The sequence below is a fragment of the Microcoleus sp. B13-B6 genome (genome assembly GCF_036705405.1).
In the GTDB taxonomy this organism is placed as follows: Bacteria; Cyanobacteriota; Cyanobacteriia; order Cyanobacteriales; family Microcoleaceae; genus Microcoleus.
This window is the reverse complement of the sequence record NZ_JAUBUJ010000008.1, coordinates 1-18,839: the sequence shown is the minus strand read 5'-3', so window position 1 is coordinate 18,839 and position 18,839 is coordinate 1. Positions and strand designations below refer to the sequence as shown.

Annotated in this window: 8 protein-coding genes and 1 CRISPR repeat array (1 of these 9 running past the window's edge); all 8 genes read left to right on the top strand. The window is 47.2% G+C overall.

Going from position 1 to position 18,839, the window contains the following annotated elements:
* A CRISPR array of direct repeats spans nucleotides 1–8,450; the repeat unit is 37 nt; unit sequence GCCGAAAACAACCTAAAACCCTACCAGGGATTGAAAC (it extends 3,675 nt beyond the left edge of the window).
* A gap of 74 nt (nucleotides 8,451–8,524) precedes the next feature.
* The 8 genes from QUB35_RS05485 to QUB35_RS05450 all read left to right on the top strand — a co-directional run bounded on the left by QUB35_RS05485 (nucleotide 8,525) and on the right by QUB35_RS05450 (nucleotide 18,743).
* Nucleotides 8,525–8,680, top strand: a complete 156-nt coding sequence (locus QUB35_RS05485; RefSeq protein WP_445251122.1) for a transposase — start codon at nucleotides 8,525–8,527, stop codon at nucleotides 8,678–8,680.
* A 124-nt stretch (nucleotides 8,681–8,804) separates the two neighbouring features.
* Nucleotides 8,805–9,923 (top strand): alkene reductase, encoded by a 1,119-nt coding sequence (locus QUB35_RS05480; RefSeq protein ID WP_333140104.1) that lies wholly within the window; start codon nucleotides 8,805–8,807, stop codon nucleotides 9,921–9,923.
* A 654-nt stretch (nucleotides 9,924–10,577) separates the two neighbouring features.
* Nucleotides 10,578–11,585, top strand: a complete 1,008-nt coding sequence (locus tag QUB35_RS05475) for a protochlorophyllide reductase (RefSeq protein WP_333099251.1) — start codon at nucleotides 10,578–10,580, stop codon at nucleotides 11,583–11,585.
* A gap of 244 nt (nucleotides 11,586–11,829) precedes the next feature.
* The gene (locus QUB35_RS05470; RefSeq protein ID WP_333140101.1) at nucleotides 11,830–11,997 is read left to right on the top strand and encodes a hypothetical protein; all 168 of its coding nucleotides are present in this window, start codon (nucleotides 11,830–11,832) and stop codon (nucleotides 11,995–11,997) included.
* Nucleotides 11,998–12,371: 374 nt separating this feature from the next.
* Nucleotides 12,372–14,501, top strand: a complete 2,130-nt coding sequence (locus QUB35_RS05465) for a ShlB/FhaC/HecB family hemolysin secretion/activation protein (protein WP_333140099.1) — start codon at nucleotides 12,372–12,374, stop codon at nucleotides 14,499–14,501.
* A gap of 359 nt (nucleotides 14,502–14,860) precedes the next feature.
* A complete protein-coding gene (locus tag QUB35_RS05460; protein ID WP_333140097.1) occupies nucleotides 14,861–15,055 on the top strand; it encodes a hypothetical protein in 195 nt (64 codons plus the stop codon).
* 27 nt (nucleotides 15,056–15,082) lie between these two features.
* Complete coding sequence (locus tag QUB35_RS05455; protein ID WP_333140095.1) at nucleotides 15,083–15,700, top strand: Uma2 family endonuclease; 618 nt, start codon at nucleotides 15,083–15,085, stop codon at nucleotides 15,698–15,700.
* 106 nt (nucleotides 15,701–15,806) lie between these two features.
* Nucleotides 15,807–18,743 (top strand): two-partner secretion domain-containing protein, encoded by a 2,937-nt coding sequence (locus QUB35_RS05450; RefSeq protein ID WP_333140094.1) that lies wholly within the window; start codon nucleotides 15,807–15,809, stop codon nucleotides 18,741–18,743.
* The last annotated feature ends 96 nt before the right edge of the window (nucleotides 18,744–18,839 follow it).

Genomic DNA, 18,839 nt, shown 5'->3' with positions numbered 1-18,839 from the left:
CCTACCAGGGATTGAAACATTGGCCGCGATGTGGAAACTGTAATTCGGGCAAATCCGCAAGGCCGAAAACAACCTAAAACCCTACCAGGGATTGAAACTATTAGAATTGAACTTTTTCTCCCATTCCTCACGCCGAAAACAACCTAAAACCCTACCAGGGATTGAAACAAATATTTAATCCACAATTTTCAGCCTCCTGCTCCATGCCGAAAACAACCTAAAACCCTACCAGGGATTGAAACCTGCAATTTCCCCTACAACAGACTCTACAATTGAGCCGAAAACAACCTAAAACCCTACCAGGGATTGAAACATCTGCACAAGACCTTCTTGATGAAGGGCATACATTGCCGAAAACAACCTAAAACCCTACCAGGGATTGAAACAATAGCCCTGTACCAGGTTGCATACTTCATTGGATTTCGCCGAAAACAACCTAAAACCCTACCAGGGATTGAAACACTAGAGGCTGAAGAAGCAGTTTTTGAGGCAGAGCCGAAAACAACCTAAAACCCTACCAGGGATTGAAACGGCGACAGAGCGAACCTTGCGGGGAACTTCTGACTTGCCGAAAACAACCTAAAACCCTACCAGGGATTGAAACAATACATCTGACGCTATGTGCTGACAATCAATTTCTGCCGAAAACAACCTAAAACCCTACCAGGGATTGAAACTTCGTTTATACACAGCTCGTTTTTTCATTGAAAAGCCGAAAACAACCTAAAACCCTACCAGGGATTGAAACGAGTTCGCGCCATTTGATAGGCAGATTCAGCAGCGCCGAAGGCCGAAAACAACCTAAAACCCTACCAGGGATTGAAACTTCTAGCGACATTTGGAGAAGAAATTCTCCACGAGAGCCGAAAACAACCTAAAACCCTACCAGGGATTGAAACGTCGATCGAGCGACTTTTGAGCAACGATAACAGGGCCGAAAACAACCTAAAACCCTACCAGGGATTGAAACAAGTTTGAAAATAACTACTGGGAGTCGCGAGAGCAATCTCGCCGAAAACAACCTAAAACCCTACCAGGGATTGAAACGCAAACCAGGACACGGGATGCTAGTAGTTGGAGCGCCGAAAACAACCTAAAACCCTACCAGGGATTGAAACATCTAGCGCTATCAAAAGCTTGCCAGTTGATAGTCGATCGCCGAAAACAACCTAAAACCCTACCAGGGATTGAAACTTAAGTGTATTTGTATAAGTGCTTTTCCAGGTTGTCGGCGACACGCCGAAAACAACCTAAAACCCTACCAGGGATTGAAACGGTTTTCCCTTGAAACGGATACCTTTGCGCCGATCGAGCGCCGAAAACAACCTAAAACCCTACCAGGGATTGAAACCTTGAATCGATAATCCTTTTGAACGTAGCAAGCGGTCTAGCCGAAAACAACCTAAAACCCTACCAGGGATTGAAACTGATAGAGCTAGAGGACGGTAAGGTATTCGAGCTAGAGCCGAAAACAACCTAAAACCCTACCAGGGATTGAAACTCATCCAGTCATACACTTGGTCTTCGCTTCCGTTTAGCCGAAAACAACCTAAAACCCTACCAGGGATTGAAACAGTAAATTTACCCCACCCGTTTGAACTTGATCTAGGCCGAAAACAACCTAAAACCCTACCAGGGATTGAAACTCATATTTTCAAATCACTTCGATAGTGAGTGAGGAGCCGAAAACAACCTAAAACCCTACCAGGGATTGAAACTTACTGTGTACTCTTCATTTTCTACTTCGGCGTAGCCGAAAACGCCGAAAACAACCTAAAACCCTACCAGGGATTGAAACCAGTTGATTGATTGGGTAAATCATTCCCTGATGCAGGCCGAAAACAACCTAAAACCCTACCAGGGATTGAAACTTTCGGTTTCTAGCGTCTAGCCCGGTGTAGTTGGGCCGAAAACAACCTAAAACCCTACCAGGGATTGAAACCGCTACCGCCATCAATTCCATGCAAACTATCGAAATGCCGAAAACAACCTAAAACCCTACCAGGGATTGAAACAATAGCGTGTTTCTTGCGGGTATTCTTAATAGTAATGCCGAAAACAACCTAAAACCCTACCAGGGATTGAAACGAGCAACAGGGAATAATTAGTGATTGTTATTCACTCTCGCCGAAAACAACCTAAAACCCTACCAGGGATTGAAACATATCACGCTAATGATGATTTAATTAAATGGTATTCAGCCGAAAACAACCTAAAACCCTACCAGGGATTGAAACGTAGGAGATTACGTTAATCTCAAATAATCTCTCATCGCCGAAAACAACCTAAAACCCTACCAGGGATTGAAACATATCATCCATAATAAAGACTGATGATATTACCCTTGCCGAAAACAACCTAAAACCCTACCAGGGATTGAAACCTTATTAACTCGATATTAAATACAGAAACAGTGCGCCGAAAACAACCTAAAACCCTACCAGGGATTGAAACAGCATAACCTTCATCAAGTTCACCGCCGGATAATGGCCGAAAACAACCTAAAACCCTACCAGGGATTGAAACTCGACATCGGTAATGTACCGGGTTTTATGATTCTCGCCGAAAACAACCTAAAACCCTACCAGGGATTGAAACGGAATCCTTACAGTATATGGATTTAACGCCTACGCCGAAAACAACCTAAAACCCTACCAGGGATTGAAACGCCACCTTTCCAACTTTCTCAGGAGCTTTGCCCAGCATTGCCGAAAACAACCTAAAACCCTACCAGGGATTGAAACAAAACAAAAACTGTACGATATCCTTGTTGACCAAGAGCCGAAAACAACCTAAAACCCTACCAGGGATTGAAACATCGTTGCGACAATAGGTGGATACTGGGCCCAGGCCGAAAACAACCTAAAACCCTACCAGGGATTGAAACCAAATCCTATCTTTGCTCCGCTAGCAAATAACCAGTCAAGCCGAAAACAACCTAAAACCCTACCAGGGATTGAAACGAAACAGAAACATCGAAAACCTTGACACTTCACGAAAGCCGAAAACAACCTAAAACCCTACCAGGGATTGAAACGTCTTGATACCGCTTGGCGGATACAATTTCAGCGCTAAGCCGAAAACAACCTAAAACCCTACCAGGGATTGAAACATTGGCCTAGTTGGGGAAACTGTAATTCGGGCAGCCGAAAACAACCTAAAACCCTACCAGGGATTGAAACTCTACACAGAATTTTCCGATCGATCGGCCCTGGCTCGCCGAAAACAACCTAAAACCCTACCAGGGATTGAAACCGACTTCTAACTCTCTAATTCGCTGAGATTTTTTAACGCCGAAAACAACCTAAAACCCTACCAGGGATTGAAACTGGAGAAAAAGTTGAGTTTTGTTGGGTTGACGAAAACAGCCGAAAACAACCTAAAACCCTACCAGGGATTGAAACATCAATATTAGTCTGCGAACGAATTGCCTTTATTAACGCCGAAAACAACCTAAAACCCTACCAGGGATTGAAACTTTTATAAACCAGTGGGATTGCCGCCGACAGCCGTAAAGACTGCCGAAAACAACCTAAAACCCTACCAGGGATTGAAACACGATAATCATCGACAAGCTTTACAAAAACGTATCCAGCCGAAAACAACCTAAAACCCTACCAGGGATTGAAACGCAGAAGAAGAAAATCCTTCTAAACCAACAAACAAATGCCGAAAACAACCTAAAACCCTACCAGGGATTGAAACTCAATTTGCCCGTGCTTCCAAACATAGAGCTAAGGCCGAAAACAACCTAAAACCCTACCAGGGATTGAAACGCATCACTGGTATAAAAAAACCAATAATCAGTGCCAGGCCGAAAACAACCTAAAACCCTACCAGGGATTGAAACTACTCCTAAACTAGAAACTAGAAACCTAAATCAAGCCGAAAACAACCTAAAACCCTACCAGGGATTGAAACTCGAGTAAAGCTTTAGAAAAATCACCATCATTTCGCCGAAAACAACCTAAAACCCTACCAGGGATTGAAACTTTCTGAGGAGCGCGTAAACCGGCTGCCGCCTTTCCGCCGAAAACAACCTAAAACCCTACCAGGGATTGAAACCACAAGATTTAGCTAAGGTTGTCACCGATTTTTATCATGCCGAAAACAACCTAAAACCCTACCAGGGATTGAAACGAGGCCGAACAATACGGCGTTACCGTGACCTTTTACGCCGAAAACAACCTAAAACCCTACCAGGGATTGAAACTCCAATTAACGGTTCCATCGCTTAAAGAGATAAGCCGAAAACAACCTAAAACCCTACCAGGGATTGAAACTTCTTCTTGACCGATTCAACCGGCACCGGCAATCCGCCGAAAACAACCTAAAACCCTACCAGGGATTGAAACACCGGTACAGGGCTGCCAGCGGGAACGATAGTTAAGCCGAAAACAACCTAAAACCCTACCAGGGATTGAAACGAACAGGAGTGTTAACAGTAGAAGGAGCGATCGCTTGGCCGAAAACAACCTAAAACCCTACCAGGGATTGAAACGACCCTGATATAAATACGGCCGCTGAAGTATTAAATTTCTAGCGCCGAAAACAACCTAAAACCCTACCAGGGATTGAAACCGCGTGGTGTCAGGGGTCGGTTGTCCATGTGATTGCCGAAAACAACCTAAAACCCTACCAGGGATTGAAACCTTAGAAAATAAGAATCGTTCTCACTATGATATCAGAAAAGCCGAAAACAACCTAAAACCCTACCAGGGATTGAAACCGGGCCGCGATGCGACGCTACGGACAATCACAATGCCGAAAACAACCTAAAACCCTACCAGGGATTGAAACTCGACAAAGCCATGTAAGCAATAGCTGTAAAAATCCGCCGAAAACAACCTAAAACCCTACCAGGGATTGAAACGGAGCTTTTGCCACAGCGCTACACTTTGCAGGCGAAGGCCGAAAACAACCTAAAACCCTACCAGGGATTGAAACCGGCCACTTTATCCACTAATTTGCGAAGTTCAGCAGCCGAAAACAACCTAAAACCCTACCAGGGATTGAAACACAATCCCCCGCAGCGCATCTCGTTCTATCTCATCCCGTGCCGAAAACAACCTAAAACCCTACCAGGGATTGAAACTATTATCTCAGGAACCAGAACAGCCAAAACGTAAAGCCGAAAACAACCTAAAACCCTACCAGGGATTGAAACCCAGACAGCAGACGAGAAACCAGACTCTATCAAATAGAGCCGAAAACAACCTAAAACCCTACCAGGGATTGAAACTATGTAAGTTATCTTAAATCAAGAATACGAAACGGCCGAAAACAACCTAAAACCCTACCAGGGATTGAAACCGCTGCTATTAATAAAAAGAAGCAATCCAAGTACGGCCGAAAACAACCTAAAACCCTACCAGGGATTGAAACGCGGTCGAGAAGCTTAGGCAAAAGTGGGAGTCCCTAAAATCGCCGAAAACAACCTAAAACCCTACCAGGGATTGAAACCCTAAATCAAGTTTCTTTAAGAATGTGACAATTGGTGTTGCCGAAAACAACCTAAAACCCTACCAGGGATTGAAACCAAAGGGCTGGACAAATTAGTGCTGTACGACAATCTGCCGAAAACAACCTAAAACCCTACCAGGGATTGAAACTTTATTCTCACTTCTATAATTGCTTTATGAAAAGAGCCGAAAACAACCTAAAACCCTACCAGGGATTGAAACTTTATTCTCACTTCTATAATTGCTTTATGAAAAGATTTAGCCGAAAACAACCTAAAACCCTACCAGGGATTGAAACGTTTCACTTTGGGGGGAAGCAGAGATTTAAAGAAGCCGAAAACAACCTAAAACCCTACCAGGGATTGAAACTTCCCGAAGCAAATCGGGATGATGCTACGGGTTACAGCCGAAAACAACCTAAAACCCTACCAGGGATTGAAACAAAAGATATACGACAGGAACAGTCAAGGGCGTTTATGCCGAAAACAACCTAAAACCCTACCAGGGATTGAAACAACACCTTTACTGAATCGGCGGGCATCCCTCAACAGCCGAAAACAACCTAAAACCCTACCAGGGATTGAAACAGCCCTCTGCTACTGGCGCGGCCGCATCAACTTTGCCGAAAACAACCTAAAACCCTACCAGGGATTGAAACTAATTGGCTTTTCTACGGTGGGAGACGGGGGAAGGCCGAAAACAACCTAAAACCCTACCAGGGATTGAAACCGTTACCGAGCCTGAGCATGGATCGAGCCAAATTTGCGCCGAAAACAACCTAAAACCCTACCAGGGATTGAAACTTGATAGCAGCCTGTTGATTATCTATAACCCCTGTGCCGAAAACAACCTAAAACCCTACCAGGGATTGAAACTTGAACTATTTTTAACTGATCGTTAGCGCTTTTTTGCCGAAAACAACCTAAAACCCTACCAGGGATTGAAACCTATTAAAGATTTACTCAAGAAGCCGTTACCAAAAGAGCCGAAAACAACCTAAAACCCTACCAGGGATTGAAACTTCTCTAAGTAGTCTGGAACCTGTGAATAAATAGGGCCGAAAACAACCTAAAACCCTACCAGGGATTGAAACACTGGCTACAAGTGCAAGACGGCAAGGGGATTGAGGCCGAAAACAACCTAAAACCCTACCAGGGATTGAAACTTTTTGCAATACCAGGAGAACTCAAGCCGCTCATTCGCCGAAAACAACCTAAAACCCTACCAGGGATTGAAACGAAACCGTTATCCGCGCTCTGAGAAATTCTAAGGCTGCCGAAAACAACCTAAAACCCTACCAGGGATTGAAACTGCTGAATGGCTTTATGGAATTACTGAGCAGCTCGCCGAAAACAACCTAAAACCCTACCAGGGATTGAAACCTGTAGACATTGTAGACAGCACTGTAGACAGCATTGAGCCGAAAACAACCTAAAACCCTACCAGGGATTGAAACCGGAACATTCCCCATGCCATAAGCAGTGCTAATCAGCCGAAAACAACCTAAAACCCTACCAGGGATTGAAACGAAATTAAAAGCCTCAGTCCTCCTGCAAGTTTAGGCCGAAAACAACCTAAAACCCTACCAGGGATTGAAACTAGCGCTGGGGTTAATGCTGCTTTAGCTGAATTTTTCGGCCGAAAACAACCTAAAACCCTACCAGGGATTGAAACGCATTCAGTTTTCATGGTTCGGGATAACTAATTTGCCGAAAACAACCTAAAACCCTACCAGGGATTGAAACTGAATTGGCGATCGAAAAGCTGCACCGCGTCCGGCTAAGCCGAAAACAACCTAAAACCCTACCAGGGATTGAAACGATTGTCCTGGGCGCAAAGGTGAATTTGAAGATTTTTGGCCGAAAACAACCTAAAACCCTACCAGGGATTGAAACCGATCTGAATCGGTAGCCAACGACGCTTACACTCGGCCGAAAACAACCTAAAACCCTACCAGGGATTGAAACTTTCGGTACGCCTGCCGCCACATCTGATAATGCTTGCCGAAAACAACCTAAAACCCTACCAGGGATTGAAACTTGGGCGATCGCCGATCGGCTCGCCGAAAAGTTGGCTGGCCGAAAACAACCTAAAACCCTACCAGGGATTGAAACGGCTACTTTTCCCTAAGTCCCCAAAGAATTTAGCAGCCGAAAACAACCTAAAACCCTACCAGGGATTGAAACCTCTTTTTGCAAACCATCAATCAACTTAATTAATGCCGAAAACAACCTAAAACCCTACCAGGGATTGAAACCTGAATCATTTAATCCTGCGGAAATGTCACCTCGCCGAAAACAACCTAAAACCCTACCAGGGATTGAAACGACAACTTCGGCAACAATTAGTTCTACTATCAATACGCCGAAAACAACCTAAAACCCTACCAGGGATTGAAACAGACCAAATAGAGGTTGATGGAATGCTAGAGGCTCTGTACGTGCCGAAAACAACCTAAAACCCTACCAGGGATTGAAACGATAACCCTACTGGTATCTACCCCTGTTGGTAGGCCGAAAACAACCTAAAACCCTACCAGGGATTGAAACTTTTAAGGTTGTTGCAGCGAAAGCTCCGGTGGCCAAAGAGCGCCGAAAACAACCTAAAACCCTACCAGGGATTGAAACTCTGCAATCGCATTTTCGAGCAAAGCTTCTAAGCCGAAAACAACCTAAAACCCTACCAGGGATTGAAACTCTGCAATCGCATTTTCGAGCAAAGCTTCTAAGCCGAAAACAACCTAAAACCCTACCAGGGATTGAAACATCAGGCGATCGCACTCAATCGGTGAAAGTATTTCGAGCCGAAAACAACCTAAAACCCTACCAGGGATTGAAACCGATCGCCCGTACATTCTCAAGCTTCCAGGCATAGCGCCCAGCCGAAAACAACCTAAAACCCTACCAGGGATTGAAACGGCACATCGCTGGCCATGCTACAAAATCCACATCGCCGAAAACAACCTAAAACCCTACCAGGGATTGAAACCTCGCAGCTATCCATCTCCTTACTCATCTCCTAGGCCTTAAACAAGTTTACTTCCAACACTTGTCACAGTACAGGTGGTGCTCATCGATAATCTCACATTTGATAAAAGTGCTCCGATTCAGGAATTGATTCAAACAGCAGGGTGTAGACTATTATATTTACCCCCATACTCTCCAGAGTTTAACAAAATTGAACAAAGAAGAGTCTTGGCTAAAAAGTCAAAATCGTAAACAGCTTGATGAGTTTGATTGCTTACATTTTGGCGACCCTTGGATGTCTTGCGCCTTGCGTCCTAACACCGGCCGTTGCTAAATGTAATTTCCCAGATTCTTCAGTTGACAAAACCTCAAAATTATGACCACTCAAACAACTTCTCCACTCCTACTCAGTCCCTTCAAAATCGGAGATTTATCCTTAAAAAACCGGGTACTCATGGCACCCATGACCAGAGCCAGAGCCGGTGAAGCGCGGATGCCCAACGCCTTGATGGCAGAGTATTACACTCAGCGAGCCTCCGCTGGTTTAATCATTACAGAAGCCACAGTGGTTTCTACTCAAGCTAATGGTTGGCTCAATACCCCCGGTATTTATTCAGACGAGCAAGGCGAAGCTTGGAAACAAATTGTGACTGCGGTTCATGCCCACGAAACGCCGATTTTCATGCAGCTTTGGCACTGCGGACGAGCTTCCCACAGTAGTTTTCATCAAAACAATCAATTGCCAGTTGCAGCCTCTGCCATCAAAATAAACGGAGAAGGAATTCATACCCCTCTAGGCAAACAACCCTACGAAACTCCCCGCGCTCTAGAAACCGATGAAATCTCCCTGGTTGTAGAAGATTATCGCAAGGCGGCAGAACGAGCAAAAATGGCAGGTTTTGACGGTGTAGAAATTCACGCGGCAAACGGCTATCTCATTGACACATTCCTGCAAACCAAAACCAATCACCGCACTGATTCCTATGGCGGCACAGTTGAAAATCGCTACCGTTTTCTTAAGGAAATTGTCGAGGCAATAATCACAGTATATCCGGCAAACAGAGTGGGAGTTAGACTTTCTCCCAACGGTGTTTACAATGACATGGGTTCTCCCAGTTACCGCGAAGATTTTCTGTATTTCGCGAAGCAGTTAAATGCCTATGATTTAGCTTACCTGCACTTGGTAGACGGTCTGGCATTTGGCTTTCACGAATTGGGAACGCCGATGATGATAGGAGAGTTTCGCGATGTGTTTGCAGGGCCGCTCGTCGGCAACTGCGGATATACTCAAGAACAGGCTGAAACGGCCCTGAGCAGCAAACTTGCCGATTTAATAGCTTTTGGTCGGGATTTTATCAGCAATCCTGACTTGGTAGAGCGTTTTACTAATGGTTGGCCGCTCAATCCGCCTGCTGAAGTCGGCGTCTGGTATTCTTTTGGGCCTGAAGGTTATATCGATTTTCCTACCTATAGCAATCCTAAATCATTTGCATAATTATTGTAGGGGCAATCCCACGCCCGGTTGCCCGATAGATAGGGGGTAGGCACGGGGAGTAGGGGTAGCACTACCCCTACAAATGTATCTGAATCATTTAGGATTGCTATATCAGGAACCAGCAGCTATTTCTTAGTTGAGTTTTTAGGGGCGGGTTTATCAATAAATACCGAGTAAGTGCATCATAGAGAATGGTCAACCCGCCCCTAATATCATGTCCGGTCAATTAACCATGATTCCTGTATGGGCGGGTTCACCAAGATATTGAATACAAACGGGAAAATCTGTAAACCCGCCCCGGTCTTTAATCGCGGTCAATCGATTGGACATGATATAAAAGATGTATGGTTAATTTCTCCAAATAAGAGTCGGAGTTGGACTCATATTTAATTTTCATCCCCCGTTGAAAACGAGTATTTATTATTTGTAAAAACACTTCTTATGGCTCCTGCCTCCCGTCCCCTGCCTCCTGCCCCCTGCCTCCCCTCTCCTGCCTCCAATTTCTAGCTTGGCTGCAAAAGTGAGAGGCTCCCAGTTGAGATCGAGAACGTTTCCCCATATCCTAATAACCATAGGGTACTTCAAAACATCCAAGCTGCTAGCTCAGCGTTTGAGTGCCTGAAAAAAATCCATAGCGGAAGCGCTTTTAACAAGATGGCACAAAATCACAAATCAACGGTTATCATTACCGGCGCTTCCTCCGGCGTCGGTTTGTACGGCGCGAAAGCTCTCGCAGACAAGGGATGGCACGTAGTCATGGCCTGTCGGGACGTGCGGAAAGCCGGAGACGCCGCGCGAGAGTTGGGCATACCTGAAGGCAGTTTCTCCATCATGGAGATTGACTTGGGCGATTTGGAGAGCGTGCGCCGGTTTGCTCGCGCATTTAAAGCCAGCGGCCGGCCTCTGGACGCTTTGGTGTGCAACGCCGCCATTTATATGCCTTTGATTAAGGAACCGCTGCGGAGCCCGGAGGGTTACGAGTTGACGATGACTACCAATCACCTGGGTCATTTCCTGCTGTGCAACCTGATGATGGAAAATATGAAGCCTTCCTATTATTCCGATGCCAGAATCGTGATTTTGGGAACCGTGACTCACAATCCAGACGAGTTGGGCGGGAAGATTCCGCCGCGCCCGGATTTGGGCAAGTTTGAGGGTTTTGAAGCGGGTTTCAAAGACCCGATTTCGATGGTTGATGGCAAGAAGTTTGAACCGGTCAAGGCTTACAAAGATAGCAAAGTTTGCAATGTGCTGACGATGCGGGAATTGCACCGCCGCTTTCACGAATCCACGGGGATTACTTTCACTTCGCTGTATCCGGGATGCGTCGCGGATACGCCGCTTTTCCGCAACCACTATCCTTTGTTTCAGAAGCTGTTCCCGCTGTTTCAGAAGAATATCACCGGGGGTTACGTGTCGCAGGAGTTGGCGGGGGAAAGGCTGGCGATGGTGGTTGCCGATCCAGAATACAAGCAATCTGGGGCTTATTGGAGTTGGGGAAATCGCCAGAAAAAAGATGGTAAGTCTTTTGTGCAAAAGGTTTCTCCCCAGGCCCGCGATGATGAAAAAGGCGAGCGGATGTGGGAGTTGAGCGCTAAGTTGGTGGGATTGACTGACGGCGCTCAAATGGGTGCTGCGGCTGGTGCGGGCCGGTCTGCATAATTCATTACCAACCCCCTTTATCAGGCTTGGCGGTTGAAACGGCGTCTACGCACAGGATGTGGGTAGACGCGGACTCCATAATAAAGGGGGTATTACAGTCGGATTTGGGATGATGCACCACAATCAAAGAAACCGGCTTTTTTAGTGGCTATGCGCGTTGTAACTCACATCTTCCACCATTCTCAAGAACGGGCAAGATGCCCGTTCCACAAGAGATGACTTTTCTTCTTGTGGAACAGGCATCTTGCCTGTTCATAAAAAGATTATTGAGGATGGTGTCCGAGCTCATTGCACCATTCTCAAGAACGGGCAAGATGCCCGTTCCACAAGAGATGAATTTTCTTCTTGTGGAACAGGCATCTTGCCTGTTCATAAAAAGATTATTGAGAATGGTGCAATATCTCAGTTGTAGCGCGTTTCTGGTTTACCCTGGTGTCCAGGACTGTTCTGGTCGCTGCTTTAGCATGAAAGCGTAGGTTTTGCAACTAAAAAATTTTGGTTTTTTTTACGGTTTACGATCGACTTACACGATATTTTTTCGGATAAGAACCTGGTTGATGCGTAAGTGTTGGGAAATGAACAGCCGTCGATCGACCTTTTGGTTTGTAGCCGTCGCCGAAACTGTTGGCTGCGACGGCTGTTTCTTTTTTTTGCTGTTAAGATTGATTTTTACTTGAGGGTGCTCTATTGCGGAAAATATTTTCACCCAATTATTCGAGATAATTAGATTCTATGGCTTGTCGCTCGCAAAAAATATTTTTATTCGCTGGTATTTTGGGGTTAGTTGTGTTAGCAAAACCAGCGAAAACATCCGCTAGCACAGTTGAAATTTTGACCTCAAATGTTGAGGATTTGGCAGCAGTTAGCAGCAGAGGCGATCGAGCTTTCCTTCCCGATACTAATCTTGACAAACGCCAAGAATTGCCCGTAAAAGACGAGGAAACGCAGTTACCCGCTGAATCAGAACACCCGGTGGCGGCGGAAACTCCCGACTTACCGCCTTCCTCGGCAAATTCAGTCGATGTGACATCTTACACCATTCTCAAGAACAGGCAAGATGCCTGTTCCACAACGAGTGAGTTTGATTGTGGGGTGGGCATAGAGCCCGCCGGTAACAGGCTTATTGACAAGGGTGCAACATCTCAGACCGTTAGCGAAGCCCTCGGAGAGGATCGCACATTTAGCACAAAAACTCAAGAAACCGAGCTTTTTAACTCAGATCAAAAACTAGAAGAAAGTATTGACAGAAAAAAAATTGAATTGGGTATCGATCGAGCCTCGCAACTCAGCCAACTGCCCAACCCAATTCTGCCGCGAGAACCAGAATTACCAGCTCCTGAGCCGCCGCAACCCCCTGCGCCGTCTCCCCTCCCACCAGCCCCGCTAACACCTGTTCCCGGCGATGATAGACCGGGGATTATAGGTACAATTAGGGTCGATCGCTTTGAATTTGAGGGCAACACAGCCTTTAGCGATCGCGAACTCGCAGAAGTTACGCAACAGTTTGCCGGCCGCGAAATCACCTTTGCCGAACTGATCGCAGCCGAAGCAGCCGTCACTCAAAAATATGTAGCCGCCGGATACATCAATTCCGGCGCTGTAATCATCGCCAACCAAACCTTTCCGAGAGAAGGAGGTGTGGTGAAAATGCGGATTGTAGAAGGCGGATTAGATGAAATTGTGATTACTGGAAACAGGCGCTTAAATTCAAATTACGTGCGATCGCGCCTAGAACGTGCTACCAGACGGCCCCTCAACCGATCTCGCTTGCTGGAAGCCTTGCAACTGCTGCAACTCGACCCCTTAATTGGCAATATTTCCGCCGAATTGCAAGCCGGAAGCCGCCCGGAAAACAGCCGCTTAGAAGTGCGGGTAAAAGAAGCAGACAGCTTTAGCGCTGAAGTGTTTGCAGACAACAATCGATCGCCCAGCGTCGGCAGTTTTCGGCGCGGTGTTCGCATCAATCAAGCAAATTTGCTCGGTTTGGGCGACGGATTAGAGGTATCTTATGCTAACACCGACGGCAGCAACGAATTCAACGGCAGCTACACAGTCCCCGTCAACGCGCGTAACGGCACGATTGGGTTCGCTGCGAGTGCTGCTAGCACCAATATCATCGAGGAACCGTTTGATGCTGCACAAATTGAGGGGAAATCGCGGACTTACGAGTTAACTTACCGCCAGCCGATTGTCGAAAAGCCCGATCGCACTTTGGCCTTGGGACTGAGTTTTTCGCGGCAAGAAAGCGATACATTCCTGTCAGGGGAACGATTTGCGCTTTCGGCGGGAGCAAATGAGCGCGGCGAAACGCGGGTTTCGGCTGTGCGGTTTTTTCAAGAATACGTGCAGCGGACTTCCAACCAAGTGTTCGCGGCGCGATCGCAATTCTCCCTCGGCACTAATCTGTTCGGCGCTACTGCGAACGATAGCGGCCCTGACAGCAGTTTTCTGGCGTGGCGCGGCCAAGCCCAGTACGTGCGGCTGCTAGCGCCAGAAACCTTGCTGATTGTGCGTTCTGACATTCAATTAGCCGATCGCCCCCTGCTTTCCCTCGAACAAATTGGGATCGGTGGCGTTCAAAGTGTGCGCGGATACCGCCAAGATTTGCTGTTAACTGATAGCGGTGCGATCGCGTCTGCAGAAGTGCGAATTCCGGTTTGGCGTGTCCCGGAAGTCGAAGGATTGTTGCAAGTGGCTCCGTTTATCGATTTTGGGTTAGGATGGAACCATTCAGGAGAAAAGCCGAATCCTGACTCGGATAAACTGCTGGGTGCAGGTTTGGGGCTTATTTGGCAGATGGGCGATCGGTTGAATGTGCGTCTCGACTATGGTATTCCTTTGATAAATGCTCGATCGGGCGATCGAACTTTGCAGGAAAAAGGCATCTACTTTCGGATTAATTACTTTGGTTTCTAGCTAGTTGTGGCTGGGGTTGAAACCCCTGTATCCTAGCGGAATTCCACCGCTAGAACGATTAAATATAGTTCATACCAATTTTTTATGAGGTTGCATAGAATCCGATCCCCCCTAGCCAAGAGGGCGGGCACGGGGAGTAGGGGTCGCACCGCCCCTACAAAGGGGGGGACAAGATTCTTCTCAAAGTCAACCCCTACTCCCCTTCTTAAGGGGGATTTAGGGGGATCGAGATATGTGCAACTTCACATTAAATTGCTATCAGCTAATTCCATGCTCTACTTCAATCTAATATTAATTCCGGTTAGCTTGGAATGATTTAACCGCAGAGAACGCAGAGAACGCAGAGGAAGGGAAGAGAGATGAATAATTCCGATAAAGTGCGGATTAGATATAATATCAAATCCGCACTTCATCGGAATAGTAAATTCCAGTTCACTGTTCACGGCGTCAACAGTCAACAGTCAACCGTCAACACTCAACATCATTCCGGTGTTACCGGAAATGATATAAAATCTCAACTCTCAAATCTCAAATCTCAAGTCTCAATTGTATAACTTAGTTAACACAAGAGGGCTGGTTTTATGGTTCAGACAAAAACTAAAATAACATTTGCAGAGTTTCTCGAAAAGTACCCAGACGGATCTGGTATCTACGAACTTGTAAATGGGGAGATTGTCAAAGTGGAAGCAACCAGGGCTCATAAAAATGTGGCACGATTTCTAGTATTTGGCTTTAACGATGAAATCAGGCGTTTGGGACTTGACTATATCGTTGACAAAGATATAGTTTTCAGAACTGTAACAGCTTCAGGACAAGAACAAGGCAGAAATCCTGATGTCGGCGTGGTTAAGGCATCAGTATGGAACAGTAATGTACGTGGCTACGGAGCCCTTACCGAACCTATCGAATTAGCAGTAGAAGTTGCCTCTACTAACTGGGAAGACGACTATGTAGATAAGCTAGATGAGTATCAAAGGCTCGGCATTTGTGAGTATTGGATAGTGGACTATTTAGCCATTGCTTCTAGGGCTTATCTAGGCAATCCCAAAATTCCCACCGTTTTCGTTTACTCTTTGGAAAATGGCAGTTATTTAGTTCAAAGTTTTAGAGGTAATGAGCGCATTATCTCTAAAAATTTTCCCGAACTAGAAATCACGGTTGAGCAACTTGTACTCAGCAGCCAAATTCAAAAGATTTAGAGCAACGAGATGAGATTACACCGATAAACTTTATCCTGGAAAGAGTGTTTTTATGTCTCCCTTGCATTACTCGTTACTATTTGCACCATTCTCAAGAACAGGCAAGATGCCTGTTCCACAAAGAGTAGATTTTATTATGGGGAGTAGGGGTTGGGCATCTAGCCGGGCCGTAAGTTACTCCCTACTGTTTGCCTTCCTGTTGCTATTTCCCACTTCCGCGATCGCCCAAATCATTCCCGATAATACCCTGGGCCCGGAAAGTTCCCGCACAGTTCCCGATACTATCAATAACATACCCTCAGATAGAATCACTGGCGGAGCAACACGCGGCGTTAATTTATTTCACAGCTTGCGGGAATTCAACATTGGTGAAGGGCGGGGAGCTTATTTTGAAAATCCCAGCGGAATTTCTAATATTTTTACCCGCGTTACGGGCCCCAACTCCTCAAATATTTTAGGGACTCTGGGAGTTTTGGGAAACGGCAATTTATTCTTAATTAATCCGAAAGGAATTGTATTCGGGCCGAACGCTCGGTTAGATGTGCGCGGATCTTTTCTGGCTGGAACTGCCGACAGCATTGTATTTAATAACGGCTTTGAATTTAGCAGCGCCAATCCCCAAGCAGCGCCGCTATTGACGGTTAATATTCCGGTGGGTTTGAGATTTCGAGAGAATCCCGGCGCAATTGTCAACACTTCCAGTGTCACCCAAGTTATTCAAGACACAACAATTCCAGTCGGTTTGGCAGTTCCTCCCGGTCAAACCTTAGCACTGGTAGGAGGAGATTTAATCTTTAACAATGGTTTTGCCAGCGCTTTTAGTGGCAATATTCAATTAGGAAGTGTGGCAAGTCCGGGTTTGGTAAGCTTCAACATCACGCCCATAGGATTAGGTTTAGATTATACAAATGTTGCCAATTTTGGCAACATTGAATTATCAGGTTTATCGGCGGTGACAGCGAGCGGGCCCGGTGGGGGCGCGATCGCACTCCGGGGAGGAAATGTGATTTTGCGCGATCGATCGAGCCTAGTCTCCGATACCTTGGGAAACATTGACGGCCGCGGCATCAATATCGAAGCAGCACGATTTAGCCTTTTCGATCGAGCCTTTGTCGGCTCCACCACTACCGGAAGCGGAGCCGGAGGCCCGATCAATGTCCGAACCGCCGAGAATATAGAACTCAAGGGAATAGGATTTGAGAACTTTCGGCGACGGCTTCTCGATCGTGCTGCAGCACAAGAGCCGGGAGATATCACCGAGCGCGAAAGCAGCATCATTACCGGAACCCTCGGTGCCGGCAGATCCGGGGAGATCGCGATCGACACGAAACGATTAACTCTCCGAGACGGATCGGTAATACTCAACCCTACACTCGGTACGGGAGACGGCTCTGGTGTGACAATTAGAGCCTCTGAATCGGTAGAAATAAATGCCTCCGGGCTGTTGACCACAACTTTTAACAGCGGAAATGCAGGCAGTATCGCTATCGAAACCGGTCAACTGAGTGTCACCGACGGAGCCATCGTCTCACCCTCGACTTTTGGTGCCGGGAACAGCGGAAATCTGAGCGTGAGAGCTTCTGACTCGGTAATAGTAGCGAGAGAGCGATCGGATAGCCCTTTGAGTACGGCTCTAGTCGCTAACAGTATTGGCGGCACGGGAAGGGCAGGAAATATTGAAATTAACAGCCGCTCCCTGCGCGTAGAAGCAGGGGCTAGCATCTCTTCTGCGAGCGGGCTGAGCACAGGACAAAGGTTGATTCCTGTGGGCGGGCCTGGCGGAAACATCACCATCAACGCCTCAGACTCGGTGGAAGTGCTCGGCACCGCACCGGGCGCTCGCCCTTCCCGAAGTATAATCGCTGCGGGAACGGCTGGGGGCGGCAAAGGGGGTGATGTGACGGTGAACGCCAGACGGTTGATTGTCCGAGACGGAGCAGCCATCGGAGCCTCAACTCTGGGTACGGGACAAGGGGGAAATGTGACTGTCACTGCTTCGGAATCGATGGAAATAGCCGGAACTACCAGAGACGGGATCTTTCCCAGCACCATTGGCACAGCTTCGGGAGATTTGCTGTACCAGACTTTGTTGGGGCTGCAACCTCCATCTGGTGCCGCGGGAAGCTTGAGCATTGCAACGGGCAGGTTGAGTGTCCGAGACGGGGCGACGGTTAGCGTCCAAAGTTATGGAACGGGGGCGGCTGGCAGCATCAATGTTGTCGCAGATTCGATCGCCCTCAACAACAAAGGCAGTATTGACGGCACGACTGTATCGGGTATCGGGGCTAATATTAACTTGCGATCGCGAGACATCCAATTGCGCCGCAACAGCCGAATTACCACTGATGCGGGTGCTGCAGACGGCGGCAACATCACCCTCAACAGCGATATCCTAGTGGGGCAAAACAATAGCGACATCACCGCCAACGCCAAGAGCGCTGCAGGCGGCCGCGTTAATGTCAATGTCCCGAATATCTTGGGCTTTGCAGCAGCGGGCCGCGAACAGGTGAGAGACCGGTTGGGGCTGAGCGACGCTCAATTTGCAGCTTTGCAAGTAACTCCTACATCTGAGCTTTCCACCAGCGACATCGCCGCCATTTCCCAAAGTAGCGGCCCGGCTTTGCAAGGTACTGTTACATTTAGTGCTTCTGGCGTCAATCCCGCTCAAGGTTTAGTGGAACTGCCGCAAAATGTTGTCGATCCGACTGCTTTAATTGCGGCAAATCCCTGCACGCAAGGGGTCGAGAGCGCATTTACTGTCACTGGGAAAGGAGGAGTGCCACCGAGTCCTAATGATGCCCTCAGCAGCGCTCCATCGCCGCTTCCGTGGGTGGAAGAGGCAGGAAGTTCGACAACGGGCAATGTACGGGATGTAACCGATCGAGCGAAGACGGAATTGGGCCCAATCCAGGATGGGGAAGTTGTTCCGGCTCGCGGTTGGGTGATGAATGCTCAAGGAGAAGTTATGCTTGTGGCGAATCAAGTTGCGGGTCAATTGGACGATCGCACGAGGCATTCTGTATCGGTTTGTCCGCCCCGATGACCCATTGATTACAACTCACATCTTGCACCATTCTCAATTAGCCGTAGGGGCGGGTTCGCCAACAGCCTTAAAGCTTGCAAATAGGTTCTATAAACC

What these genes read in the sequence shown, in the direction of transcription:
- QUB35_RS05475 (WP_333099251.1), top strand. Translation starts at nt 10,578, where the DNA reads ATGGCACAAAATCACAAATCAACGGTTATCATTACCGGCGCTTCCTCC.
- QUB35_RS05455 (WP_333140095.1), top strand. Translation starts at nt 15,083, where the DNA reads ATGGTTCAGACAAAAACTAAAATAACATTTGCAGAGTTTCTCGAAAAG.
- QUB35_RS05460 (WP_333140097.1), top strand. Translation starts at nt 14,861, where the DNA reads ATGAATAATTCCGATAAAGTGCGGATTAGATATAATATCAAATCCGCA.
- QUB35_RS05480 (WP_333140104.1), top strand. Translation starts at nt 8,805, where the DNA reads ATGACCACTCAAACAACTTCTCCACTCCTACTCAGTCCCTTCAAAATC.
- QUB35_RS05450 (WP_333140094.1), top strand. Translation starts at nt 15,807, where the DNA reads ATGCCTGTTCCACAAAGAGTAGATTTTATTATGGGGAGTAGGGGTTGG.